Here is a 23,417-nt window from a genome sequence, read left to right as displayed (position 1 = left end):
CCCAATTTAAAAAGAAGCGTCGTCGAAGCGATAGACGAACTGGCCGTCTTCCGCATCGACCTCGATCGCCGCGAGCACGCGGCCGTCGATCGTCGCCCGCAGCAGTGCCTGGCTGATGCGGGGCAAGAGCGTGTGAGTCAAGATCGCATCGACCATTCGGCCGCCCGATTCGATCTCGCGGCAGCGTTCGGCGATCAGCGCCGTAACCGACGGCGCGCACGTCAGGAGAATGCGATGCTGAGTCTCGACGCGGCGCTCGATGCGTCGAAGCTGCAGCTCGACGATCCGCGAGAGCATCGCGTCGGCGAGCGGGTAGTACGGCACGACGGTCAGGCGGCCCAGCAGCGCCGCGGGGAAAACGTCGAGCAGCGGCGCACGCAGTGCGTCGGTCAGTGCTTGCGGATCCGGCAACCGCTCGGGGTCGCGGCACAGCTGCATGACCCGTTCCGAGCCGACATTCGAGGTAAGGATCAGCACTGTGTTGCGGAAGTCGATGAAACGACCCTCGCCGTCTTCCATCCGGCCCTTGTCGAAGACCTGAAAGAAAATTTCGTGGACATCGCGATGCGCCTTTTCCACTTCGTCGAGCAACACCACGCTGTGCGGCCGGCGCCGAACGGCCTCGGTCAGCACGCCGCCCTCGCCATAGCCGACATAACCGGGCGGCGCGCCCTTGAGCGTCGAGACGGTGTGCGCCTCCTGGAACTCGCTCATGTTGATCGTGACGAGGTTGTGCTCGCCGCCATAGAGCGTGTCCGCGAGCGCGAGCGCCGTCTCGGTCTTGCCGACTCCCGACGGTCCGCACAGCAGAAAGACGCCATGCGGCTTGACTGGATCGTCGAGGCGCGCGCGCGCGGTCTGGATGCGCCGCGCGATGGTTTCCAATGCGTGAGCCTGCCCGATGACGCGCTCGTTGAGCGTATCGCCCAGCTTCAGTACCGCTTCCGTTTCATTCTTGACCATGCGGCCAACCGGAATCCCGGTCCAGTCCGCCACCACGGAAGCGACCGCATGCGTGTCGACCGACGCAAGCACGAGGGGACTCTCGCCTTGCAACTGAGCCAGGTCGCGCAGCGCGGACGAGAGTCGTCGCTGTTGGTCGGCCAGATCGGACGCGTCGGACCCACCCGCCGCAGCCGCCGCACCTTCGGCATCCTGGCTCAGCAGCTCGGCCCGCAAACCGACGACTCGCTCGATCGCCGCTCGCTCGGCCGACCAGCGCTCCTCCAACTGCGCGAGCGTTTCGGCCTCGCGAGCGAGCGACGCCTCGATCTCGTCGAGGCGGACCGCGTCCGCCATGCCCAGCGTGCGCTCGCGCTCGAGCAGCCCCCGCTCGGCGCGCAGACCGTCGATGCGCGACCGTGCGTCTTCCAGCGGCGCCGGCACACCGTGCTGACTGACCGACACACGTGCACATGCGGTGTCGAGCAGGCTGATCGCTTTGTCGGGCAACTGTCGCGCGGGAATGTAGCGGTGCGACAACGTCACGGCGGCATCGAGCGCTTCGTCGAGCACGAGCACGCGATGGTGCGCCTCCATCCGCTGCGCGAGCCCGCGCAGCATCCGCAATGCGGCCGCCTCGTTCGGCTCGTGCACCTGCACGACCTGGAAACGACGCGACAGCGCGGGGTCGGCTTCGATGTATTTCTTGTACTCCGACCAGGTCGTCGCGCCGATCGTGCGCAGATGTCCGCGCGCGAGTGCGGGCTTCAGCAAATTCGCCGCATCGCCGGTGCCGGCCGTACCGCCCGCACCGATCAGCGTATGCACTTCGTCGATGAAGAGAATGATGGGTCGCGCGCTCGACATGACTTCGTCGATCACCTCGCGCAGCCGGCGTTCGAATTCGCCTTTGACGCTGGCGCCAGCCTGCAACAGGCCGATGTCGAGCATATACAGCGTCACGTCGCGCAGCGGCGGGGGCACTTCACCGGCGACGATGCGCAATGCGAACCCCTCCGCGACCGCGGTCTTGCCGACTCCGGCCTCGCCTGCGAGCAAGGGGTTGTTCTGACGCCTGCGCAACAGAATGTCGACGACCTGCCGGATCTCGCTGTCGCGCCCGACGACAGGGTCGATCTCGCCCGCTTTCGCCCGAGCAGTCAGATCGATCGCAAAGCGGCTCAATGCGGTGCCTTCGCTTCGCTTTTGTGCCTCGACGTCGGGCGCCGCGGCATAGTCCTCGCCGGCCGTCTCGGGCGAGCCCGCGACGATCTGCTCCAGCTTGTCGGCCAGGACGTCGGGTGCGATCCGCCCGAACTCGCGGGCGACCGCAAAAAGCACGTTGGCGAGACCTGGCGTCTTCAGCATGCCGAGCAGCAGGACCGCGCCGCGAATGCGCGTCGCGTCGTAGCGAAGCGTCGCATACACCCACGCGCGCTCAACCGCTTCGTCGACATGCCCTGAGAAGTCCGAAACGGAGCCGGCGCCGCGCGGCAAGCGATCGAGCGCAGCCATGAGCCCTTGCTCGATGCGGACCGGCTCGATGTCGAAACGCTGCAGCACGCGGTGCAGATCGCTGTTTGGCTGCTGCACGATCTGATGCAGCCAATGGACGAGCTCGACATACGGATTGCCCCGTAGCCGGCAGAATGCGGTGGCCTGCTCCAGCGCTCGATAGAGGAATGGGTTCAGTTTGCCGAACAGGGCGACACGACCGATTTCAGACAATGGCGTCTCCATCAAGACTGTGGTGGGAGGAAAAGGCCTCTGCGGCGGGGCGGGCGCCGCCGGGCGCAGGCCGCGGCGCCTGACGGGCCCCGGAGCTGGCGCCACCGGGCCGGCCGCGCCGCGCAGCCGGATCGAGCACGAGGTCGCGCGCCGGACTCGTCGTCATCCTGCGGCCGACCCAGGCGCTTCGGCCGAGTCCATGCGCATCGCCCAGAGCCAGCGCCGGGACTTCGTCGTGAGCGAGCTCGAGCTGCACATCCCAGGCGAATTCGATCCCGACGTACTCGCGCACCCACTCGGCGAGCCGATGCGCCCACTCGCCGCCGGGCAGGAACAGCCGGTACTGGGCAAGCGAAAGCGGGCCGAGCACCAACCGAAAGTGCGACTGGCCGTCGCGCACCGCCCGGCCGAGCACCGCTGCGCCGAGCGGCTGAGTGCGGGCCGTCGCGCGAATCGCGCAGCATTGCTCCGGCGCCAGCCGCACCCAGCGCGGCACATGCTCGACGATGCGCACGGGCACGCCGAAATATCGCCGCAGGATCTGTATCAGGCCTTCGGGGTTGCGGGTATGCCGCACCAGATGTCCGGCCTGGAAATACTGCGCGTGAAGCGCGGGGCGATACGGGTTCGTATGCGGGCTCGCACCTCGACCGATCAGACTGCCGACATGCCCATCGAACCGCGCTTGTGCCGGCCGGTCGAGACTGACGGCAGGCTGCGCATCGGCCCACGCGCGGTAGAAGAGGACGATGAGCCGATGATGAAAGAGATCAGCAAAGGCAGCGAAAGCCGGATCGTCGAACGCCGTGGCGCGCTCGCGCGCGTACTCGGTCAGGTGCAACGGCAGGGGCCCGTTCGGGCCGAAGAGCCCGAATCCGTGAATGGCAACGCGCGGCACGGTTTCATCGCACTCATGCACGGAGGCCACCATCGCCGGTGCAAAGGCAAGCGAAGGTTGCTGGCCGAATCGCACCGGTTCGTCCCGCAGGCGCACCGCGCGACCGAGAGGCAACTCGCTGCCCGATGCCGCATCGAGCCAGCGCATCAGATGATAGAGATCGTATGCGTGCGGCGCGACGCGCATACGCTGCCACCATGCGGCATGTCGCCCATCGTCGGACGCGGGCATGGCAGGAAGCGGTGCACTGTTCATATCGTGGGCCGCCTGCCCACGCGTGCGGGCCAGCGCGCGAGCGTGCCGCGCTGAACGCTTCGAAGCACCGCTGCGCTATAGGTATTGATGGAGACGTGCCGCGCGAAGAACTGCTCGATCACCGCGCCGAGGAGATACGGGCTCTCGCCCGAGAACGCGTGGTCGTCCACCGTCACTGCAACTTCCACCCCGCGCCCGAACATGAGCGGGCCGGCGCCCGGCAGGCGATGAAACACGGGCGTGTATGCGACACCGCGGATACCGTCGATCTGCATGCGCGCCGACGCATCCGCCGCGTCCGTGTGAAGCGTCAGCAGTTCACGCAAGCGATGCGCCCCCTCCTCTTCGTCGAGATCGGTGAGCGCCTGGTAGGCCAACCCTAGATGGCTGATGAGACGCCAGGCAGCGGCGCCTTGCGCGATCGGTGCTCGGGGGCGCGAGGGGCCGGCCAGCACTTCGATGCGTTCCACGGGCGCCGAAACCTTGAGCGTGAACCCGGCCTCGCTGCCCGACGGCAGCAGCAACGCGAGATCGCGGTTGGTGCACAGCGTATCGACGGACAGATAGCGAATCCGCTCGTCGAACGGTGCGCATTGCCCATCGACGAGTGTGATGAAAGTCTCGCTGCCGATATAGCCTGTGCGGCTTCCGTTTGCACGTGCCTGCGCCGAAACGAGGCGCGGCTCGCGATGCGCCGACCAATATGCGCCGAAGTTTCCGCCGTCGGCGGCATATGACGCATGGAACGGACGAAACGCTTGCGCTTGCTCGCCCGCATCCAGATGGCCGACGACACGCTCCACGGTATGCACTTCGTAGTCGAGCGGGCAGCCGCGGTCCACCACGACATGGTGCTCGCGTGTGCGCGGCGCGACGGGTATGCGATCCGCCCGCCGCGCGAACAGATTGACGGCGGGCGTGCAGTTGAGCGCGAGATGCTCCGTGCCGACCGCGCTTTCGAGCGCGGCTTCCTGCTTGTCGAGCAGAATCGTCAGTTCGAGTTCGTCGCCGGCCGCACGTCGAAGTGCCGGCTGCAACCCATTGATGCTGAAAAACAGAAATCGTGCCGGGAAGGCAAAGTATTCCCGCATCAGCCGATAGCCCTGAAACGTACGACCGTCGTCAGGCAACAGCGCCTGCTCCGCGCCGAAGCCTTCATGAACGATCGCGTCGGAGCCGAGCGGGTACTGCCAACGCGGCGAACTTCCCGCTTCGTGGCAAACGACGCCCAGCGCATGCGCCCCGACCAACTCGAGCAATTGCAGCGCGATGCGTTCCGGGCCCGCCAAATAAAACATCAATCGATCCAGCGGCAACTGGGAGAATGTGGCCCCGCCGCGCAACTTCAAGCGGATGCGCAAGGCACCGCGCACCTCGCGCGCGATGCCCGGATGCGCGAGCGACAGGTCCGTCGGCGCACCGGTGAGCGCAACCCGCGCGAGTTCGAGCGGCCACAGCGTCACATCGTGCGCGGTACGGAACTCGCATGCGGTCTGCTCCCCGTCTGTCGGCCGCGCCTTGAGGGCCGTACCGGCCGGCAAAAGGACGCCGCGTGCGAGACTGCCTTCATTGATCATCGGCGCGAAGCGTACGACCGCCATCGAAGGCAGCGGTGCCAGATAGCCGGGACATACACTTTCGAGCAAGCCCTCGGTGAAACGCGGAAACTCCGCATCCATCTTGAGCCGCACCCTGGCGGTCAAAAAGCTGAAGCCTTCGAGCAGCCGTTCGACGTACGGATCGGGCGGCTCGCCTTCCGGCAAGCGCAGATGCGCCGCCACCTTGGGAAACTGCTGTGCGAACTCCGCGCCCATCTCACGCAGATAGGCGAGTTCCTGGTTGTAGTATTCGAGCAGGCGCGTGTCCATCGCATCAGATCCGCTGGATGGGTTGCAGCGACATCGCGCCCGTCTCGAGATCGAGTTCGGAGCGCAACAGCAAATCGACGGGTCGGGGCACCGACCAGAGTCGACCGCGGATTTCGAACGCCAGCAGGTTCTGCGGGCTCGCCTCGCCGCTCTCACCCGTTTCGCCGGGCACGCCCTTGCCGATGCAGCGCACGTCGAGGCTATCGGCCGCGATCCGAGGCTCGAAGCGAAGAATCGCTTCGCGGATCGACGCTTCGACATCGGACGGCTCCAGCCCCGACATCTGCACGCCTGCCAACGGCCGCATCCCGTAGTTGAGCACCGACGAAAGCACATAGGGAAACGACACGCCGTCGATCCCATCCGCGGCGTTGCTCGTATTGAGCAGCCACGCAAGGTCGCGCAGAACGGCCGAGCGCAGACGCTCGTCGCCGATCGATTCGGCGTAGGAAGGCTCCGTGCCTCGACGCTGCGCCGTATCGGTCAAGCGATCGAGCAGCGCAGGCTGCAAACGGTCCCGCGCCCGGCGAGCGGTGCGCGTGCCGCGCATCGAGGAGAAGTCGTGCTCAGCGTCGTTCATGGTCGCGCCCCTCACCCGTCACATTTCCTTGTTTTCCTTGACGTTCCAGCCAACCGATACCTCGGCGCCCTTGCCGCCGGTATCGGTCTGCTCCCAGTACTGCTTCTTCACGCGCGCGGCCTGAAAGCCGTAGTTCATGAGCAGCCGATCGGCCGCATCGCCCGGATCGACACCCGTCACATGCGCCGAAGTGACGAGCACCTCCTCCAACGTGACTCGCATGAACTCGATTTGGGTGCCGCCCGTTTTGCAGGCCGAGATTTCAAGTTTGGTCAGATGCTTGCCGTTCGCGCAATTCTTGATGATCGCAGCCGAGCTCTTGTCCATATAGGCCACGACGGAAAGGTCGTTGAAGCTCGCGCGGCCGGCGTTGCCGCCACCGCCGGTTGCCATTGCCCCCCTCTGGTTCGCCCCCCAGGAGAACGACTGGATGTCCGTCCATTGCTTGTGCTGGGAATCCTCGGATTCGCCGGTGACGCCATCGACCTTCATAAACATTGCCACGCCCATTTCTTTACTCCGTCAGGAAAGTCAGTTGATGTTCAGTGTTGGCCCGTCTTCGCGGAGGGCAGCTTGGACACGAGTCGAAGCGACACCGTGAGCCCCTCCAGTTGGTAGTGCGGGCGCAGGAAAAACTTGGAGGTGTAGTAGCCGGGGTTGTCCTCGATTTCCTCGACGACGACTTCGGCGGCCGCCAGCGGCTTGCGTGCCTTGGTTTCCTGCGACGAGTTCGCGGGATCGCCGTCCACGTAATTCATGATCCAATCGTTGAGCCAGCGCTCCATGTCGTCGCGCTCGTGAAACGAGCCGATCTTGTCGCGCACGATGCACTTGAGGTAGTGCGCGAACCGGCAGCACGCGAACAGGTAGGGCAAGCGCCCTGACAGACGCGCATTGGCCGTGGCGTCAGGGTCGTGATACTCGGCCGGCTGCAATAGCGACTGCGCACCGATGAATGCGGCGAAATCCGAGTTCTTCCGGTGCACGAGCGGCATGAATCCGTTCTTCGCAAGCTCCGCTTCGCGCCGGTCGCTGATTGCGATCTCGGTCGGACATTTCAGGTCGACTCCGCCGTCGTCGGTCGGAAAGGTGTGACACGGCAGGCCGTCGACGGCCCCGCCCGACTCGATGCCGCGAATCGACGAACACCAACCGTAGTGCTTGAACGAGCGGTTGACGTTGACCGCCATCGCATAGGCGGAATTGGCCCACGTGTATCGGTCGTGATTCGCCGCTTCCGTCTCCTCTTCGAAATCGAACTCGTCGACGGGATTCGTACGCGCGCCGTAGGGCAAACGCGCGAGAAAGCGCGGCATCGCAAGCCCCAGATAGCGCGAGTCATCCGATTCGCGCAATCCTCGCCAGGCGGCGTATTCCGTGTTCTGGAAGATCTTGGTGAGGTCGCGCGGATTGGCGAGCTCCTGCCACGAATCCATCTGCATCAGTTCCGGCGCTGCGCCGCCGATGAAAGGCGCATGCGCGGCGGCCGCGATCTTCGCGAGTTCGCCGAGCATCTCGACGTCGGGCGGACTATGGTCGAAGTAATAGTCGCCCACGAGGCATCCGAACGGCTCGCCGCCGAACTGGCCGTATTCCTCCTCGTAGACCTTCTTGAAGAGGGGACTCTGGTCCCAGCCGATGCCCTTGTGGCGCTTGAGCGTGCGTGCCACCTCGGTCTTCGCGGCCGGCAAGACCTTGATCTTCAGCAACTCGTCCGTTTCCGTGTTGTTGACGAGATGATGCAAGCCGCGCCACGCGCCTTCCAGCGCCTGAAATTCGCGATGATGCAAGATCAGGTTGATCTGCTCGCTCAGCTTACGGTCGATCTCCGCAATGATCTGCTTCAGTGTTCCATAGGCATCTCCGCTCGTGACGACGGCATGCTCGAGGGCCTGCTGCGCGAGCGTACGCACTGCCCGCTCGACCGATTCGCGTGCCTGTTGGGTCTTCGGCTTGAATTCCTTTTGCAACAACGCAGCGAATTCGTCGTGCGCCACGGCGGGTGCATCGGATACCGCTCCGGCATCGAGGCTGACGGCGGCTTTATTCATGGCCGACCTCCTGTTGCGAGGCGTCGAGGGGTACGCTCGCGTCGGTGTTCGCCTCTTTTCCGCGTACGAGCGACTCGAGCAGCGCCGGATCCCGCATTGCCCGCTCGATCAGTTGCTCCGCGCCCTGCTTGCCGTCCATGTAGGAAAGCAGGTTGGCCAGCTCGGTGCGCGCATCGAGCAGCCGGCGCAGCGCTTCGACGTTGCGTGCGATCGCGCCCGGAGAAAAATCGTCCATGCTCTCGAACGTGACGTCGACGTTCAGCATGCCCTCGCCTGTCAGCGTGTTGGGCACCTGCAGCGCGACGCGAGGCGCGATGGACTTCATGCGTTCGTCGAAATTGTCGATATCGACTTCGAGGAACTTGCGTTCCGCGAGATCGGGCAACGGTTCGCGACGCTTGCCTGCAAGATCCGCCATGACGCCCATGACGAATGGCAATTGCACCTTGCGCTGCGCGCCGTATACCTCGACGTCGTATTCGATCTGCACTCGCGGCGCGCGATTGCGCGCGATGAACTTCTGGCCGCTGGCCATGGTTTTGTGTTTTGCCATTCCGATGCTCCTCGTAAGGTCCTGAAGTGACATTGATGACCGTCGATCGCCGCCAGGGTGGCGTTACTCGGTGCGCTGCTGTCCGCCCAGCGCGTCGAGGTGCGCCAGGCTCTCCGGCACGAGATCGCGGATGATTTCGTAGAAGTCGAGACCCAGCAGGCGCTGCGCGCGGCGCAGCAAAATCGGCGCTGGATGACTCGGCTCATGGACTTCGAAATATCGGCACATCTTCTCCAGGCCGAGCCGTACGTCGTCGCGGCTTGCGAGCTCGGCTTCTCGCCACGTCGCCCCGCCGGCTGCCGTCGCTGCGATAGCGCCGGCATCTGCGTCGTCGGCGGACACAGGTCCGCTCGGCTCGCTCGCCGACGGAGCGAGCACGTCGCGTCTGATTCGGTGCAGGGCCCTTTCGAAGTCGCTCGTATCGAATGTCCATTCGGTGCCGAGCTTGTCGGCCACTCGCGCACGAATCGCTTCGAGCCTGTCGAGCGCCGCAAGCGCCGCGCGCAATTCGGAACGCGATTCAGCCTGTGCGCGCAGCAAGTCGCCGCGCAGGCGTTCGGGGCCGCCCGGGTAGTGCGCGACATCCTTTTCCGCGCCGTCGAGCAGGCGCTCGGCGTCGCGCACCGTGAGGCTCCCGAAGCTGCCCACGACGATCGCCTGCTGGCGCGCAACCCCCGCGCAGCCGAGCGGCCCGGCCACCTCGGCAAGTGCGTTCATCCGCTGCGTCGGGTCGTATTCGCCGTCTTCGGTGAGCGGTGGATAAACGTTGTCCCAATACTTTTCGATGAGCTCGCTCACGACTTGCAGGCCATCGGCGTAACCGGGAATACCGCTCAACTCCGTCCAGCTTCGCGTGAGCAGCGCGGCAACCCGCAGATCCTTGGTCCGCTCAAAAAGCGCGCTCGCGTGCCGCTCCACCGCCAGCCAGTCCGGCGGCTCGGCCGCGATCACCGTTTCGCCGTACTGCTGCTCGGGTTTGCCGGTCGCCACTTGCCGCAGTCTCAAGTAGTCGTCGTCGTACTCGAGATTCGGTCCGCAGGGAGCATCGGCGGAGATTTCGGCAAGCATCGATTCAATCAGTTCGGGGGACTGCATGGCGAATCCTTGTCGAGCGGTCATGAACGCTTTTTTTGCAACGTCGAGCGAGATGGATGGGTTTTCATTCGAAGGCATAGTCGATGCTGACCGGCCGATCGCCCGCTTCGATCTTCAGCGTGCGCCGCAGCGGCTTCAGATTTCCGTTGCGGATCTCGATCTGATACACGCCCGGCGCAAGCGACAGCGTTCTGAGCGGCGGGCTGACTCCGCGTTTCGCGCCGCCGACGTACACCTCGCCCCAAGGGCGGATCTTGAAACGCACGGGTACCGTGTCCGGCGGCTTCGGTGCAGCCGGCGGCTCTTCGACGGGAGCGGCCGTCGCGCCGCTCGCCGTTGCAATGGCGACGACCGTCTCTGAAGGGCCGAGGCTCGCCGCCGGCACGGTGGCAGCCGATGCGGCCATGCTGTCGGAAGCCGAACGGCCGGCGTACTCGGGCATACCGGCCGCGGCGCTCGCGGCTGGCGGAAGCATCGTTGCAGCAGACGTCGGCGCGGACGCGGCAAAGGCCGTTGCCGATTTCGTCTGCGCCTGCGGAACCGGCGCCCCTTTTATTGCCGGCGTTGCGCCCGCTTTTCCGGCGATCGTCGAAACAGCTTGCGGCGATACCCGCTGGGAAATCCGCGACGTCCACGCCGCGACGATGCCGGCGACGAGCAGCACGGCCAACGCGCTCGCTCCTTAGAGTGCGAACCGGCTGCCGCCGAAGCGGTGAACGCCGGCAGCCGCACGTTCTTGGGTCGTCGCTCCGTCGGCCGAGCGAGGGCTCGACGATTCATGCTCCGGTTGCGAGGCGGTGCCCATCGCGGCACTCTTCTGTTGCGGGCCGACTGCCGGGTCCGGCGTTGCCGGCGCTTCGACGCTCGCATCCAGCGGCTGCGACTTCGCATCGGAGGCTTTCGCATCCGCTTCCGTATGGGCCGGTGCCGGTGCCGGTGCCGGTGCCGGTGCCGCCGCCGCTGCGAGCGCAGACGGAGGAGTGGTCGATGCCTCTGTCGAAGGCGCGTTTAGATCACGCTGCAACGGCACCTGCGGCGCGCGCTCGAATCCCGCTATGCCGAGCTCGACCGCGAATGTAGCCACCGATTCGGGCCGGTCCGGAATGCGCACGGCGAGTGCGTGGTCGATCGCCGCGAGAAACCGATCGCTGTACCTTTCGCGATCGGGCAATGGGCGCGCGACGAGCGGCCGATACTTGTCTTCGATGCTGCGCACGACAGCCGGCGGCGGCAACTCGCCGGTCACGACGGCGTGCACGACCGCACCGAGTCCGTAGATGTCGGTCCAGGGACCCTGCGTGAAGGCCGGATCGTCGGTGTATTGCTCGATCGGCGCGTAGCCCGGTTTCAACATGACGGCTCGATCGTCGACAAGATCGCCGATCAGCTTGCGTGCCGCGCCGAAGTCCAGCAGCACCGGCTTGCCGTCGGGCTTGACGAGGATGTTGTCGAGCGAGATATCGCGGTGAAAGCACTGCGCGCGATGCAGCGTATCGAGCGCGCCCAGCACGCCGGCAAGCATCTCGCGCAACTGCGCTTCGCCGAAGCGTTCACCGCGCGCCACGCGCTGCTTGAGCGTCTCGCCCTCGTAAAACGGCATCGTCATATACGCCGTTCCGTGCGCTTCCCAGAAATGCAGCACCTTGACGAGGCCCGGATCGTCGAATTGCGCGAGCAGCCTTGCTTCGTTGACGAACGCAGCGCGCCCGGCGTCGAACGCTTGGCCGAAGCGTTCGGAGCGAAGCATGACCGTGTGATCGCCCCCGCGCGTGGCGAGCATGGAAGGCATGTATTCCTTGACCGCCACGACGCGCTGCAGAGCACGATCGAACGCACGATATACGATGCCGAAGCCGCCTACGCCCAGCACGGCATCCAGTTGAAGCTCGCCGAAACGATGCCCGACGGGAAGCGGCCTGACCCGTGCGTCGTCTTCGCCCGTGCGAGAGGCGGTATCGATACCGCGTGGATGGTCCATGGTGTCTCGGGATAGCTGATCCATCATCTGCAACCTCTCCGATGCGGGCCGCGCCGGATTCGGCGCGGCCCCGGGTTCGCCCTCATTGATCGCGTCACGGCTCGCGGTTTTGCTGCGCGCCGAAAAGCCTGATGAACAGTTCGTCATCGGGCGTGCCGGTGTGCGAACACGTCGAAAGCGGCGCGCCGTTCAGCGCGTGTGTCCACCAAAAGCTCGTCGCGCCGTGTGGGTCGAAGTAATGCGCAAGTCCGGGCCAGCCGGCGGGCGCGTCGGCTGGCGACGCCGTATCCGGCACGTCGACATACGTCAGGCGAACCGCCGACAGCGCCGACTCGAATTGCTCGGGCGCCCGGCCATGACGGACCGCGTCGAGCAGCACGGTGCCAAGCTGCCGATAAAAGCCTCCGGCTCGCGCGGTCAGTGCGCTCGAGTAGTCGCCCGCCTCGATCGCGAGCATCGCCACGATGGGGTAGTAGCGCCCTACCCGGTCGCAGCTCGGCGCAATGCAGCCGAGCTGCACGTATCGCGCACCGGTGCCTGCCGGCATGGCGAAGTTCCAAAGCGGTGCGACGGCGTAGTGCCGTTCGAGCGCTCCGGGCCCGCGCTGCCGCATCGCCGCCATACCGTGCTGGAGCCAGCGCTCCCACCACCCGGCCAGTGCGTGCGGCAGATGCCGGCTGACGAAGTCGCCCGCGCCAGGCAGCTTTCCGTACCAGGCAGGCGGCGTATCGAAGCCACGTGGAATCGGCACAGCGATCATGATGTGGAGGCCGGACAGGAAAACGATTCGAGCTGCGGCAGCCGGAACGGATTGCGAACGCTGCTTGCCGTGACCTGCAGCGTGAGCGGCTTCCCATCGATCGTGAACCGCGCAACCATCTGCTCCGGCGCTCGCCCCGCCGACACGGCTGCGCGGTCGAACAACCGATGCAGCGCCCACGAGCCTTCGGTGACGATCCCGCCCGTCGCACCGGAGCTCTCGACGATCTGCAAGCGCACCTGAGCGCTGCCGCGCGTGCCGGGCCAGCGAACGGTCGCCGGCACTTGCGGACCGTGCGCATACCGCACGATCTGGCCATCGACGTCGAGCACCATCTCCGAGATCGACGCATCCATGTCGAGCGGCTTGATCTCGACCGTCGTCTCAGGCACATGCGAGCCTCCCGGGAAGTACGCATCCCGGATGACGGCCGCCTTCTCGAACGAAGAGAGAACCGGCGCGGCAAGCGGCTGTGCGCCTTGTCCGGCATTGTTGAAGCGCCAGGGCCGTGCCGCTGTATCGACGAGCGGCTGAAGATTCTTCTGGAAGAAGCTGTCCATCAAACCACCCGGTGCGAAAAGCTGCGCGAAATCCGCAGGCGTCACGTCGCGCGACGATCCGCGCGCAAACGGATAGCGTCCGCCGATCGCCTGCCTGCAAAACTCGCCGACATTGACGGCCGCATCGTGCGTGACGTTGCGTTCCTGTGCACTCGCCACGCTACCGTTCGCGGCATTGGACAGTTGGTCGAGCATTTCGCGAAATGGCGTGGGCAGCCGGCCCGCCTGGGCGCGTATTCTGTCGGGGACGTCGGAGGGCGGCGGCATGCCGCCGCTGCGCAGCGCGTGGTCGGTCGCCGTGAGGTAGCTATAAAGCTCGTCGATCGTCTTGCGAACCCCATCGAGCGGCTCGGCCGACGATGCCCCCTGGCCGTTCGGACCGATCGCACGGAAACCCGCGAAGTGGCTGTCGACGATGAATTCGGGCCTTGCCGCCGCGCCCGTTCCCGTATTCCCGCTCGAGCCGCTCTCGAACATCTGCGCGAGCGAACTGCGCGCTTCGTCCACCTTGTCCCGCGTCTTCGCACCCGCGGCGAGCGGGCCTTCTGCCGCCTCCTTCCCAAGGGTGGTTTCGCGTGCCACGGCGGCGAAGAGCCGCGTCAACGGAGAATCCGGCGACGACAATATTCGCGCCTCCTGAATGCTTTGCGCGAGCGATGCACCGCCGCGCAGACGTAGGTCGGCCAGATAATCGTCCCACGTCTTGATGTAGTCGTTCAGGTAGAGCTGCCGGACACCGCGCGAGCGCGCCGCCGCTTCATCCGCCGACGCCACCTCCATGCGGTCGAGGTTCAGCACCCAGACTTCCTCGCGTCCGAACGCGCTCACCGCGTCGTCGACGCGCTTATCGAACACATTCCAGTAACCGCGTGGCGTGTAGAGACCCGGCAGGCTTTCGCCGAGTCCCTTGCCGCTTCGCCGCTCGAACACGAGCGAGGCATCGGGCCCCGCCGCGTCCGAGAAGTCGAAATCGTACGGCGCCGTACTCGCGCGCAGCGTATGGATAAGTTGCCCATAGAGCCGCTGTGCGAATGGCACGCGCCGCAACTGATCGCGCTTGTCGGCAACGAGACGTTCGTCCATCGGTATCGGCGACGTGACCACGCGATCGTCGAACAGCGACGCGAGATGGGCACGCAGGGCGCGGCGTTCCGACGACGGCACATCCGCAGGCAGCGACCTCTCGATCACGAGATCCAGCACCGCCTGAACGAACACCGGGTCGTAGTGCCCGCTGTCGTACAGCATCAGATACGCCTTCAACACGGCATACGCATACGCACCGTCATCGGCACGCGCGTCTCTCAGGGCCGTTTCCAACCGCCGGGCAGCGAGCGGGAGCAGCGCTGCCTCGAGCTCGCGACGATAGGCGGCATCCGCTGCCGCCATCATCCGGTCGCCCTGGAAGAGGCCCCATCGATACGACAGCGGCGGATGTCCGGGCTCGATGCCGCCGGACGCCGGCCATTCGCGCAGTGCGTCCAACACGGGCAGCAGCTGCGCGATATCGCTGCCATCGCCGATCTTCGCGCGACGCATCTGATCGTTTACGGCCGGCACGCGCGCCGCGAGTGCGTCCAGATACGCGCTGTTGTGCAGATAACTGCGCGTCCAGCCGATACCGACTATGCAGAAGACGATCGCGAGCGCGACGTAGGCCGCGGTCGCGCGAACCTTTCGCCGTCGATGCCAGGAGAGATCGCTGCCCGCGAGCGACGCCTCGTTGAAGATATGCTCTTGCAACAGCGTCTTCAGGAAGAAGCTGCGGCCGCCGAGCGCGGGCTGCGCCATGGGCGGCGTGCCCTCGATCTTCAAGAAGCGCTTGATGCCTCCCATCACGCGGTCGAACGCCGTGCCCTCCTGCGTGCCGCTCGTCAAATAGATGCCGCGCAACATCGGCATCGGTTCGAATTTCGATGCGGAAAATACCTCCGCGACGAACTGCCCGAGCATGTCTCGCAGATTCGCGAATTGCTGAGGGAGCAGATACGTCAGCTCGCGCTGACGCGCGTCGAGCTGCTCCGCGAGCAATTCCGGCAGCGCATCGTTGAGCCTTCGATGAAGCAGATCGAATTCGCGGTCGAATGCCGCGCGCAGCTGGAAATCGGCGGCCGCCTGCTCGCGCAGCGTGAAGGTAAAACCCCACACCTGCTCACGCTCCGCGCGCCCGAACGCGCTGAAGTACTCGGTAAAACCGGCGAGCAGGTCCGCCTTGGTCACGATCAGGTAGACGGGAAACTGGATTCCCAACTGCGCTCGCAGCTCCTGAAGCCGCTTGCGCAATACCATGGCGTGCTGAGTACGCTCGTTCTCGGATGCACTCACCAGATCGGCCACGCTGATCGTCAGCATCGCGCCGTTCAGCGGCTGGCGCGTACGGTACTTCTTCAGCAGTTCGACGAAGCCCTTCCACTCGCCTTCATCGAGCGCGCGGTTGCTTTCGTGCGTCGTGTAGCGTCCCGCGGTATCGATCAACACCGCGTCGTTCGTGAACCACCAATCGCAATGCCGCGTACCGCCTACGCCACGAATGGCCGCGCGACCGAACTGCTCCGCCAGCGGAAACGTGAGCCCCGAGTTCACGAGCGCCGTTGTCTTGCCCGAGCCCGGTGCACCGATGAACACATACCAGGGCAACTGATACAGATACTGCTGCGAGAAGCGTTCGACCCAGCGCGCAAGGCCGCGGCGCGGCCGATTCGCGGCACTGAAGCGGACTTTTTTCAACAGCGCGACGGCCTCGCCGAATCGTGTGCGCAACTCGTCGAGGTCCGGCTGAGGAGGCTCGCCGGCGGGCTGCGCACGAGCGGAGTCGCTACGCAACTGCGCGAGCAACTCGGCATTGAGTCGAGCGGCGTGCCAGCTTCGCCACGCCACACGGGCGCCCCATATCGCCAGCAACACGACGATCGCAAGCATTCTGGCCGCCGCGGTTTCGAGCGGACGGTGGCCGTCGAACGCGACGAGCGGCCCAGCAAACCAGATCAAGGCAGCGAGTGCGAGCACACCCGCGAACGTCCAGGTCTCGCGGCGGTTCAGCACGCGACCGACCCTCGGCAACGAATGGCTTGTCGTCATGGTGTTCCCGCTGCCGGTTGTGCCGAGCCGGCCGTCGGCGCCAGCATCAACGTAATTTCGACGCGCCGGTTGCGCGCGCGCCCCGATGCCGAATCGTTCGGCGCGACGGGATCCATCTCGCCTCGGCCCTGTGCGCTCAGCCGGCCCCGATCGGCGAGGCGCGTGGCGAGCAATCGCTTGACCGCTTCCGCGCGCTCTTGAGACAAGTCCCAGTTCGACGCGAAACGCAGCGTGTGCACGGGTACGTTGTCGGTATAGCCGGCCACCGTCACGCTGCCCGCGGTGCCGTTCAGTGCGTCCGCGATGCGCATGAGGACAGGGAGGTAGCGATCGATGACCGCGGTCGAACCCGACGCGAACAGCCCGTCGCCGCGCAGCACGACGACGCTGCGATCGGCCTCGTCCCGTACGGAGACGAGACCGGCGTCGATCTCCGGCTGCAGAAAGTGCGCTAGCCGAGGCGGTGCGGGCGCCACGGGTCGCGGCGCGGCGCTTGCCTGCAGCCGCGGCAGGTGCAATTCGTCGATGGCCGTGAAAAGGCGATCCGCGTGCATCGCCAGCGCAAACCGCAAGCCGGCGAACAGGCCGAGCGCAAGCAGCACGGCGAGCACCGCACACACCCATAGCGGTACCGCGAAGCCGCGCGCTTCGTCGCGCGCCACCGCATCGCGCCAGTGCGGCGACAGACTGGGGTCGTAGTCGCCGCGCGCGGTGCGGATCGTCCGAGCCAACTGACGCCTCAACGCATCGAGCTGTGCGCGACCGTTATCGACGACGCGATATCGACCCTCGAAGCCGAGCGCCAGGCAAAACTGCAGCAGTTCGAGCAGATCGATGTGCTGCCCCGGCTGCTGCGAGAGTCTCGCGAGTACCTCGAAGAACTTTTCGCCACCCCAGGTCTCGTTATGAAACGACACGAGCAAACTGTGGGAGGACCAAACGCCGCTTCCCCATGGAGTCAGCGCCGCCGCTTCGTCGAGCGCGGTGCACAGACAATAGCGCGCGGCCATGATCGTTTCCGGCGGCACGCCCGCTTGCTGCGCACGCGATTCGAACGCGCGGATTTCGACGACGAGATGTTCGCGCAACCAGGCCGGATTCGGATGATGCACGGTCGAGCGAATTTGCGGCACCAGATTGAGTAACGGATTGGCCGCGGCAACGAGCGGGTTGCTGCCGGTTGGCGTGCACTGCCCTGCTACCGCGGATTCCGCCGCAGCGGCGCCGCCAGCCTGGGCGCCGCCGGGATTCGGCGGCACGAAGCCGCCGGCCCCGGCCCCGAAAGAATCGACCGAAAGGTTCATGATGCAGGCCTCTTGCTAACCCCGAATAGCCCAAAGCTCGAGCGAGAGCCCGGGAAACTCTCCTGCGAGATGCAGAGCGAGCGCTCCCGAGCGGTCAAATTGCTTCCACAGCTCGTTGCCCTTCTCCAGCTCGAAATAGGCGTGATCCGCGTGATACGGAATCTGTCGCGGCGCGACGGGCAGCAGACGCACGCCGATGCCCGGCAACTGAAGATGCACGAGGTCGCTGATGCGCTCGACAGGGCCGAGCTTCGCTTGCGCCGGAAATCGCAAGCGCAGGCTGTCCGAAGGCATGTCGCTGCGAACGGCCAGCACGAAGCCCGCATCGCGGCGCAACGTCGGATCCGCCACCGTTGCCACGCGCACTCCGCCACCCGCGTCGCGCAGATCGATACGGATGGCGTTCTGCTCGAGCACTGTCGAGAGCGAACGCCGCAGCTCCGTCATCAGCGCGGCGAACGTCGCACGCAGATCGCCGTGCTCGTACGCCGGCAAGACTTGCGGCAAGCGGTTGGCGGTCGTGAACGTGCTCAAATCGCAAGCGAGCTTGAGCCAGTCGCGAAAGAGCGTTTCGGGGTGAATCTCGACATCCTGCTGCGCGTGCCACGTGAGCCCGAGATACCGGTTGATGAGCTGCAGCAGAAGAAAATCCGCCACCTCGGAGATGCCGCCCTTGCCCGGCTGCGTCAAGCGTTCCGCGAGCGCCTCTGCGCGTTGCGCGAGCATGCCGTGCAGCTCGCACAGGTAAGTGCGCAGTATCGGGTCGCGCTGCACGGCGAGCCGCGGCGGTATGAAGTCGGCTTCGATCGCCAATTGACCGTTCGCGCGGCGCTCGACGATGTGCATCACGCCGAGCGCTTGCCAGTCGCCGGTCAATTCGGACTCGAGGGCGAGGCGCAGATTCAAACGGCCGATCTGCAACAGCGCGGGCTCGAGCGCAATCGGATTGACATCCGCGATCTCGCGTTCCTCCACGAGGTAGCGGGCCAGCGTACAGGCATCGCCACCGAACGAGACGTCTTCCGCCGACCCGCGCCATAAGGGCAAGGCCAGCACGATTCGCTCGTCCTCGACGTGCGTACCGATATCGAGCGGCTCCGGCCCATCGTGCAGCTGCGAAAAAGCGAACGGGGTGCCGTCCGGCATGACGCCCGAAGCCGCGAGCAAGCGTACCTTGCCGAGCATGAGTGCTTCGCGATCGATCTCCAGCTCGTCAAAGCCCCAGAAGAGCCGTTGCAGCGGCAAACAGCGCGTCTGCACAAGGCGTTCGAAATGACGCTCGAGCTGTTGAAAATGCTGAGGGCGCAAGAACATGCCTTCGGACCAGATCACGCGCTCGCGCAGCCCCGCAACGGACATCGGCGACATCACCGCATCGTTCATTGCGCCCCCCGGGCATCAGAACTCCGATCGATGCCGCCATTTCTGACCGCGATCGCGAATTTCGCCTCGCGCGGCGACCCCTGCCAGAATCGCAACGCACTGGGCTGCTTGCCTTCCGGCAGGGCCAGAGTGAGCCTCCACCGATTCGTTTCGAGCGATCGGTATTCGGCGACGATGCCAATGGCGCGTGCTTCGGCATTGCCCGTATAACGGACAGTCCGAACCTCGCCGGGCCGCAGGATCATCCTGTCGACGCTCAGCAATTGAGCGCCCAGCGCGTTGTCGGGCTTGTCCTGGAGCGCGAAAAACTCCGCGCTCTCGAAGGCGGACGCTGATTTCAGCTGGAATACCTTGAGAACGATCGGAGACGGACGTCCCCGGATGTCCGGATTAACGTCGGCCGCCACATCGAATGTCACCGCGTAAGGTAACGGCACGTGGCGGTCGACCGAGCCACATGCGCTCAAAATAAATAAGCACCCGAATAAAATACCCACCCTCGCCCCATATAGCGCTTTCATCTCCCACTACCTTCCATTATCGATTCAACGTTCGCATAACGAATCAATCGTTTCGCGCGGCATAGCCGCACACTAATGAAAATTCGAATTCATTCACTGCCGGACGGATCGCCCCTCGAATAGCGCGCGCAAAACGGCTGACACCCCTACCGTTTTTCGGGGTGTCGCCCATACCGCCTTGGATTTTCGGGCGCGCGCCGATAGACGGCGCGCTCGGCCCCACAGCGGAACGCACGAGTTCGCGAAAGCCCCGATACGCAAGGCCTCCGGATAAAAAAAGTTTATACGACACCTAAATAAACTATATACCCCACCATCTCCGCGAAAGAAAAACGAAAGGTGAAAACTATGGCAAGCCGTAAAGTGGGGCGAACTATAGTGGAAAAAATATCGGCATACAAGCGAGCGAGCATTCAATTACCGACCGCGCCCACCACTCTTAAATGGACAAATTGAAACAAACAGTAACAAAAGCGAGCGCCCATAATCGCCCAGCCTAAAATCCACGACCGAAATCTCGATTTATCTTTCGAGGCGAAGCGGATTACCCTGAATGAAGCATTATTTTCGTGCCAGATTTTTCCCGATCGCCATCGCTGCAGCCCTGGTTGCGTGCAGCACCGTTTCGCCCGAACAGCGCACGGCTCAGGCGACCGTGGACCGAGCTCGTGCCGCCTACGATGCGGGCGATTACCAACGAACGATCGCGCTGCTTTCGCATGCGCATGAAATCGGCGACGCCGATCGCGATACCCAGGTCAGCGCACACAAGCTGATGGCATTCAGTTACTGCGTGACCAATCGGATCGCTTCATGTCGCGCCGAGTTCTCGAAGATCCTGGATATCGATCCGCACTTCGAGCTATCGCCCGCGGAAAAAGGACATCCTGTGTGGGGGCCAGCGTTCGAGGCGGCAAAACGCAAGCGCACGCCATCCTAGCGATCGCGTCGCAGCCGATATCTGAAGCATTTTTCACGGAACAACTGCAGCGACCATGCAATTGATCGTTATCGAACACGCCGGTCGACCGCTCGACCGCGACCGTCGAACCTCGGTCGTGTTTCGTCCGCCGGGCGGCACGATCGGGCGAGACCACGACAACCACCTCGTGCTCAGGGACGAAACGCGGCAGATCTCGCGTTTGCAAGCACTGCTGCAGGTGGGCGAGACATCGTGCTCGCTGAAGAATCTCAGCAGCGTCTCGACGATCGAGGTCAACCGTACGTCGATCGGCTATGCCCAAGTGCAGCTGCTGCAAGCGGGCGACACCATTCGTATCGGCGCTTATCTGCTGCGCGCCGATTTCGACGGAAGCGCAACAGCGACAGCGTCGGCACCCGCTGCTTCGGCGCAGCCGCATACGGCGATCGACGTGCCTGTAGCGCGGGTGGATGCCCCGCCCCGCGAGGCGAAATCGCCATCGCCGGCGTCCGGTGGACTTCAAGCATTGCACGCGCTCCCCACCGACCCGCTGCGACTCTTTGCATCGCCGTCCGATGGCGACGCCGGCAAGTTCGCCGGTCCGACTGCGGCCGCCGACGCACCGGTTATGGCTTCGGATCGGGTGCCCGAATGGGCGGCGCCGTTTCGTTTGCAGCCGGCGCCGGCTGCGCCAAAAAACGAAATGCCCGCGAGCGAAACGGCCAGCGCAGACAATAGTGCGACCGGCGGCGAGGAGCGCCATGAGTTGATGACAGACCGGCAGCGGGTTGCGCCCGACGTACTGCTGCGCGCATTTTTCGAGGGCGCCGGCCTCGATGCGACGGCACCGGTAGACCGCTGGTCGGCGGAGCAATTGTTCGTCGCGGGCCAGTTGCTGGCGCTCTTCGCCAACGGCACGGTGGAGTTGCTATCGGCACGAAGCATCTTGAAGCGCGAAGTGCGCGCGGACATGACGATGCTCCTCGATCGGGAAAACAACCCGCTCAAGTTGCTGCCCGATGGCGGTGCGGCGCTGCGGCAGATGTTCGGTCTACCGTTCCCGGGCTTCATGTCGCCGCCAAGCGCTGTGAGCGATGCGTTCCAGGATCTCCATGCGCATCAGATCGGCATGGTGGCGGGCATGCGCGCGGCGCTGACCGATTTGCTCGCGCGATTTTCGCCTCAGCGCCTGCTCGATCGCGATGCCGAACCGCGATGGTACGAGCGGATGTGGCCGATGCTGCGCAAGGCTAGGATATGGGAGCGCTATGTCGCGCTGCACCGGGACGTGGTCGTTGCCGTCGAGGACGATTTCTCGTCCGTCTTCGGCAAGTCCTTTCTCGGCGCCTACGATGCGGAGGTGGAACGCTACCGCGGCCGCCGTCGCGGCTGAGCATGCTGGCGAATGAAAATATCGCATGCTCAGTACTCCCATGTCGGCAGCAGAACGGTCAATCAGGATGCGATCGGCTGTGACGTGCGGGGCAATCGCGGATGTTTCGTAGTAAGCGATGGCATTGCCGGACGTCCCGGCGGTGACACGGCATCGCAGTTGGCCGTGTCCGCGGCGCTTGCGAAGAGCGCGGCCACGCCATACGGCACCGATGAACTCTTGCGCGCATGCATCGCCGAGGCGAACGGCGCAATCGTTGCCAGGCAGCGGCACGATCCCGCACTTCGGGAGATGGCGGCAACGATCGTCGCGTTGCTGGTCGATAGCGAATTGCGCACGGCACAGTGGGCGCACGTTGGCGACAGCCGCCTTTATCGGTTTCGCCGCGGCCAGCTCGTCGAGCGCACGCGCGACCATAGCCTCGTCCAGCAGCTGGCCGACGCCGGGCTGCCGTGCGACGGCCTCAGTCCCGGTCTCCTGCTCCATGCTCTCGGCATGACCGGCGAGGTGCTGCCGGACTTGAGTTCCGCGATATCCGTCGAAGATGGGGATGCTTTTCTATTGTGTACGGACGGTTTCTGGCAATTGCTGCCTGACGAACTGATCGAGTACTGCCTGCGCGCCGTGCATACGGTGAGCGATTGGTTGACGCTGCTCGCCGATGCAATCAGGCAACGTTCGGAGCTGTCGGGTAGTGTGGACAATTGCTCAGCGCTTGCGGTGTGGATCGGCAACCCGGAATCCGTGACGCTCGTGGCAATGCGCTAGCACACCTGTGCTTCGTCCCGCGATTCGCTCACTCTCGTCTCCCGCGTTCGATGGCGCCGCGCCAGTTCGACGCGCGCATTCGTATCATGGGACGCGATCGGCGAGTCGCAAAGAAAACAGGTAGCGAGGCGTAAAAATCGACGTGCTGCGGTGCTCCGGGCGTGGCCTGTGAGACAGTCGAAGGCTCTGATGCTCTGGCTCGTCGCGTTCAATCGACGAGAAGAAAACGTCGAAACTGTCAATTGTCAGGATTACCGCTAGGAAGCATCATGCGCATGCATAACCCGCCGCATCCCGGCGAAACGCTCAAGGAGGATGTCTTGCCCGAGTTGGGCTTGAGCGTGACCGAGGCCGCCGAACAACTGGGTGTGTCCCGCGTTGCGCTGTCCCGCGTCCTGAACGGCCGGGCTGCCATCAGTGCCGAAATGGCGATCCGGCTGGCGCAATGGCTGCAAGGAAGTCCGGAAATCTGGCTGCGTGCCCAGTTGCAATACGACTTGTGGCAAGCCGAGCAGAAAAGCACCGCAAAGATAAAGCCAGCAAAACGGCTGGCTGTATAAGCTTGCCTCAAAAAGCACGAAGCCCAGCCGAAATGGCTGGGCTTCGTTGCTTGATACTGGTGGTCGGAGCGAAAGGATTCGAACCTTCGACCCTCTGATCCCAAATCAGATGCGCTACCAGGCTGCGCTACGCTCCGACGAATCCGTGATTCTAGCCTGCCCTCCTGCCAGCGGTCAATCAGATTGCGTTCCGAGAATTTCCACAGCATCGCATCGCAAC

Annotated in this window: 19 protein-coding genes, 1 tRNA gene and 1 pseudogene; 5 read left to right on the top strand and 16 right to left on the bottom strand. The window is 64.7% G+C overall.

The window, feature by feature from the left end; genetic code table 11:
* Window positions 1-6: 6 nt before the first annotated feature.
* The 9 genes from tssH to VGL01_RS26095 all read right to left on the bottom strand — a co-directional run bounded on the left by tssH (window position 7) and on the right by VGL01_RS26095 (window position 10,376).
* Window positions 7-2,670, bottom strand: coding sequence for a type VI secretion system ATPase TssH (tssH, locus tag VGL01_RS04105; RefSeq protein ID WP_331567348.1), 2,664 nt, complete (start codon window positions 2,668-2,670; stop codon window positions 7-9).
* Window positions 2,663-3,823: a type VI secretion system baseplate subunit TssG gene (gene tssG / locus VGL01_RS04100; RefSeq protein ID WP_331567346.1), complete on the bottom strand. Its 1,161-nt coding sequence runs from the start codon at window positions 3,821-3,823 to the stop codon at window positions 2,663-2,665. Before tssG ends, tssH begins: the two co-directional genes overlap by 8 nt.
* On the bottom strand, window positions 3,820-5,691 hold the full coding sequence (gene tssF / locus VGL01_RS04095; RefSeq protein WP_331567344.1) for a type VI secretion system baseplate subunit TssF: 1,872 nt from the start codon (window positions 5,689-5,691) through the stop codon (window positions 3,820-3,822). The genes tssG and tssF overlap by 4 nt, the downstream gene beginning before the upstream one ends.
* A gap of 4 nt (window positions 5,692-5,695) precedes the next feature.
* Window positions 5,696-6,241, bottom strand: coding sequence for a type VI secretion system baseplate subunit TssE (tssE, locus tag VGL01_RS04090; RefSeq protein WP_414720171.1), 546 nt, complete (start codon window positions 6,239-6,241; stop codon window positions 5,696-5,698).
* Window positions 6,242-6,289: 48 nt separating this feature from the next.
* Window positions 6,290-6,781, bottom strand: a complete 492-nt coding sequence (locus tag VGL01_RS04085; protein ID WP_331567340.1) for a type VI secretion system tube protein Hcp — start codon at window positions 6,779-6,781, stop codon at window positions 6,290-6,292.
* Window positions 6,782-6,813: 32 nt separating this feature from the next.
* Window positions 6,814-8,322: a type VI secretion system contractile sheath large subunit gene (tssC, locus tag VGL01_RS04080; protein WP_331567338.1), complete on the bottom strand. Its 1,509-nt coding sequence runs from the start codon at window positions 8,320-8,322 to the stop codon at window positions 6,814-6,816.
* Entirely contained in the window at window positions 8,315-8,875 is a 561-nt protein-coding gene (tssB, locus tag VGL01_RS04075; protein WP_331567336.1) for a type VI secretion system contractile sheath small subunit, read from the bottom strand. The genes tssC and tssB overlap by 8 nt, the downstream gene beginning before the upstream one ends.
* 63 nt (window positions 8,876-8,938) lie before the next feature.
* Window positions 8,939-9,970 carry a type VI secretion system protein TssA gene (gene tssA, locus VGL01_RS04070; RefSeq protein WP_331567334.1) on the bottom strand — a complete coding sequence of 344 codons (1,032 nt, stop codon included), beginning with the start codon at window positions 9,968-9,970 and terminating at the stop codon, window positions 8,939-8,941.
* 64 nt (window positions 9,971-10,034) lie between these two features.
* Window positions 10,035-10,376: a hypothetical protein gene (locus VGL01_RS26095; RefSeq protein WP_414720169.1), complete on the bottom strand. Its 342-nt coding sequence runs from the start codon at window positions 10,374-10,376 to the stop codon at window positions 10,035-10,037.
* Here VGL01_RS26095 and VGL01_RS26090 point away from each other — a divergent pair.
* The gene (locus VGL01_RS26090) at window positions 10,375-10,656 is read left to right on the top strand and encodes a hypothetical protein (protein ID WP_414720168.1); all 282 of its coding nucleotides are present in this window, start codon (window positions 10,375-10,377) and stop codon (window positions 10,654-10,656) included. The two genes, VGL01_RS26095 and VGL01_RS26090, sit on opposite strands and share 2 nt — an antisense overlap.
* Window positions 10,657-10,670: 14 nt before the next feature.
* Here VGL01_RS26090 and VGL01_RS04065 read toward each other — a convergent pair.
* The 6 genes and pseudogenes from VGL01_RS04065 to tssJ all read right to left on the bottom strand — a co-directional run.
* A pseudogene (locus tag VGL01_RS04065) lies at window positions 10,671-11,975 on the bottom strand (serine/threonine-protein kinase); the annotation flags it as partial.
* Between the two features lie 67 nt (window positions 11,976-12,042).
* Window positions 12,043-12,708 carry a type VI secretion system-associated protein TagF gene (gene tagF, locus VGL01_RS04060; protein WP_331567332.1) on the bottom strand — a complete coding sequence of 222 codons (666 nt, stop codon included), beginning with the start codon at window positions 12,706-12,708 and terminating at the stop codon, window positions 12,043-12,045.
* Window positions 12,705-16,346: a type VI secretion system membrane subunit TssM gene (gene tssM / locus VGL01_RS04055; protein WP_331567330.1), complete on the bottom strand. Its 3,642-nt coding sequence runs from the start codon at window positions 16,344-16,346 to the stop codon at window positions 12,705-12,707. Before tssM ends, tagF begins: the two co-directional genes overlap by 4 nt.
* Window positions 16,343-17,650: a DotU family type VI secretion system protein gene (locus VGL01_RS04050; protein ID WP_331567328.1), complete on the bottom strand. Its 1,308-nt coding sequence runs from the start codon at window positions 17,648-17,650 to the stop codon at window positions 16,343-16,345. Before VGL01_RS04050 ends, tssM begins: the two co-directional genes overlap by 4 nt.
* 15 nt (window positions 17,651-17,665) lie before the next feature.
* Window positions 17,666-19,033: a type VI secretion system baseplate subunit TssK gene (gene tssK, locus VGL01_RS04045; RefSeq protein WP_331567326.1), complete on the bottom strand. Its 1,368-nt coding sequence runs from the start codon at window positions 19,031-19,033 to the stop codon at window positions 17,666-17,668.
* Complete coding sequence (gene tssJ / locus VGL01_RS04040; RefSeq protein ID WP_331567324.1) at window positions 19,030-19,554, bottom strand: type VI secretion system lipoprotein TssJ; 525 nt, start codon at window positions 19,552-19,554, stop codon at window positions 19,030-19,032. Before tssJ ends, tssK begins: the two co-directional genes overlap by 4 nt.
* A gap of 553 nt (window positions 19,555-20,107) precedes the next feature.
* On the opposite strand from tssJ, the gene VGL01_RS04035 reads away from it, so the two are divergent.
* The 4 genes from VGL01_RS04035 to VGL01_RS04020 all read left to right on the top strand — a co-directional run bounded on the left by VGL01_RS04035 (window position 20,108) and on the right by VGL01_RS04020 (window position 23,197).
* A complete protein-coding gene (locus VGL01_RS04035; RefSeq protein WP_331567322.1) occupies window positions 20,108-20,494 on the top strand; it encodes a TssQ family T6SS-associated lipoprotein in 387 nt (128 codons plus the stop codon).
* Window positions 20,495-20,549: 55 nt separating this feature from the next.
* Complete coding sequence (tagH, locus tag VGL01_RS04030) at window positions 20,550-21,869, top strand: type VI secretion system-associated FHA domain protein TagH (protein WP_331567320.1); 1,320 nt, start codon at window positions 20,550-20,552, stop codon at window positions 21,867-21,869.
* A gap of 12 nt (window positions 21,870-21,881) precedes the next feature.
* Window positions 21,882-22,637, top strand: a complete 756-nt coding sequence (locus VGL01_RS04025) for a PP2C family protein-serine/threonine phosphatase (protein ID WP_331567318.1) — start codon at window positions 21,882-21,884, stop codon at window positions 22,635-22,637.
* 161 nt (window positions 22,638-22,798) lie between these two features.
* Entirely contained in the window at window positions 22,799-23,197 is a 399-nt protein-coding gene (locus VGL01_RS04020; RefSeq protein ID WP_331567316.1) for a HigA family addiction module antitoxin, read from the top strand.
* A gap of 60 nt (window positions 23,198-23,257) precedes the next feature.
* On the opposite strand, the gene VGL01_RS04015 is transcribed toward VGL01_RS04020, so the two are convergent.
* Window positions 23,258-23,334: transfer RNA gene (locus VGL01_RS04015), tRNA-Pro, on the bottom strand.
* Window positions 23,335-23,417 lie beyond the last annotated feature (83 nt).

Source organism: Trinickia sp. (genome assembly GCF_036503415.1).
GTDB lineage: Bacteria > Pseudomonadota > Gammaproteobacteria > Burkholderiales > Burkholderiaceae > Trinickia.
The sequence above is the reverse complement of the archived record's forward strand: the minus strand, read 5'-3'. Positions and strand labels throughout refer to the sequence as shown.